Here is a 1,986-nt window from a genome sequence, read left to right on the forward strand (position 1 = left end):
ATCTCAAACAAAGAGTGATTTCGGATACGAAAACATGTATGGCTAAGCTTCGAGAATTAAATGGAGCTAAATCTATCGATTCTTATGCTTACCCGTTTGGCAGCTATGATGATTTTACGATTTCCTATCTCAATGAAGTCGGGGTTAAATATGCATTCACGACCAAAGCGGGGTTAACTTCCCTACAAACGGATCCGATGCAAATACCGCGTATAAATGCAGGTAGTCCTTATATTCGTCCTTATTCCATTAATAATTTAATTAATCAATCCAAAAGGCATCAACTACAACAGATCAAGTCTTAAGGCTTTAAAAAGACTAGGTAAACGTTTTCAAAAAAGTATTGACAGAATGAAACCGTATACATATAATAAAAGTACAGTATGGTTTCTCTCCACTCCTATCCGATAATCGCACCATAAGTGCAGCCGCCAATTTGGCGGTTTTTTTTTTTTGCTTATAGATACCATATTTTTCTGAAATTAATATATAATGGATAGGGTGGGTTGTTGCTTTCAACAGACAAGCTTGAATGTGAATTTTTTTCAACAATTTGTCGAATGGAGCAGGAATTTCGCAATTTATCGAGAAGCCTTTAATAAGTCATATTTTACATATTGATCCTTTCACATTTATTTTACAAATGAACGCAACTTTTCACTCTAACCGCAGTACAACATGTATGAGCAGTTGGAGTGGTACCCGGGAACCGTTAGGAGGGTCGCCACGTAATGACCGATTCCCAATTGATCAGAGAAATCAAGGATGGAAATGTTCAGCTATATAACGAGCTTATGCGTCGTTACGAGCGTAAAATCCTTGCATTCATCTTTCATATGCTCAAAAGTACACAAATGGAAGCTATTGCTGAAGATTTGTGTAACGAAACGTTTTATAAAGCGTATCGCAGTCTGCACTCCTTTCGAGAGATTGAAGCATCCTTTTCTACCTGGTTGTATACAATTGCACGGAATACAGTTTTGAGTGAGCTGCGCAAAAATAAAAGTGTGCAAGTTTCGTTAGAGCAGAGCGGATTGACACCACATGCTTCTTTTGATGCCATGCCGGAACAAGCCATGCTGCGAAACGAGAAAGTATCGATGGTTCGAGATGCGATTAACAGCTTGCCAGAGAAACAACGATCTGCTTTGATATTGAGAGAGTATGATCAGATGGATTATCAGGAAATCGCCAACATTTTAGGTCAAACAGTAAGCTCGGTGAAGTCCCTATTATTCAGGGCTAGAGCATCAGTCAAGCTACAGTTGGACCCTTACTTCAGTGAACCGATATTCGAAGAATCGAAGGGATGAAACAACGATGAAGTGTAGTGAGATCCAGGAATTATTTGGGGTGTATTGGGACTTGCCGAATGATGACCTGCGACGTACCGCGGTGGATGAGCATATTGCTACATGCGCCGAATGTGCAGAAGAATTTCAGATTTGGGAGGAAAGTACGATCCYCATACGTACTGCTGCAATCGACAGTGAGCTTCCAGATTATGAACCAATGGCCTCAGGCAAGGTCATGAGTCGAATTTATGAGGATGAATCATGGCGTATTCCGGTTTCCGAGCGCATGTATACGATCTCTTACAAGTTTCGCCGTAACCTTACGGCAGTCATTGCTTTTTGTTTAGCGTTATTCGTATTCAGCTTTTTATTCGCAGTTGTCTATGACGGTACGCCGAAGTCGTCGATAGCTGCTGCCGATAATACGTTATTTGATCTGCAAGCGCCGCAAGCCATGAAGCCGACAGGCTCTGAAACGATGAATGGACATAAGATGGTAGATGCCGTAGCAAGTCTAAACCCTAGCTTCATGGAGCCATTGCGATTCCATGTAGGGCCGATTCATTCGTATCCACATTATTTGCTTGTTGTTTCAATTTTGGGTTTAATTGCAACAATCATCATAATGAACTGGTTATCGCGAACCAAAGCCTAGTGCTCCGGAAGGGGCATTTTTCATTTTATTGACTGA

The 1,986-nt window shown here is 41.0% G+C and carries 3 protein-coding genes; all 3 read left to right on the plus strand.

Annotated features, from left to right (window positions below; translation table 11 throughout):
- A partial coding sequence (locus AC1DUA_RS35350) for a polysaccharide deacetylase family protein (protein ID WP_477504184.1) occupies positions 1–305 on the plus strand: 305 nt, incomplete at its 5' end.
- Between the two features lie 426 nt (positions 306–731).
- Positions 732–1,313: an RNA polymerase sigma factor gene (locus AC1DUA_RS35355; RefSeq protein WP_189014316.1), complete on the plus strand. Its 582-nt coding sequence runs from the start codon at positions 732–734 to the stop codon at positions 1,311–1,313.
- Positions 1,314–1,320: 7 nt separating this feature from the next.
- The gene (locus AC1DUA_RS35360; protein ID WP_477504185.1) at positions 1,321–1,950 is read left to right on the plus strand and encodes an anti-sigma factor family protein; all 630 of its coding nucleotides are present in this window, start codon (positions 1,321–1,323) and stop codon (positions 1,948–1,950) included.
- Positions 1,951–1,986 lie beyond the last annotated feature (36 nt).

The organism is Paenibacillus sp. 01T422 (assembly GCF_056398785.1).

What these genes read in the sequence shown, in the direction of transcription:
- AC1DUA_RS35355 (WP_189014316.1), top strand. Translation starts at nt 732, where the DNA reads ATGACCGATTCCCAATTGATCAGAGAAATCAAGGATGGAAATGTTCAG.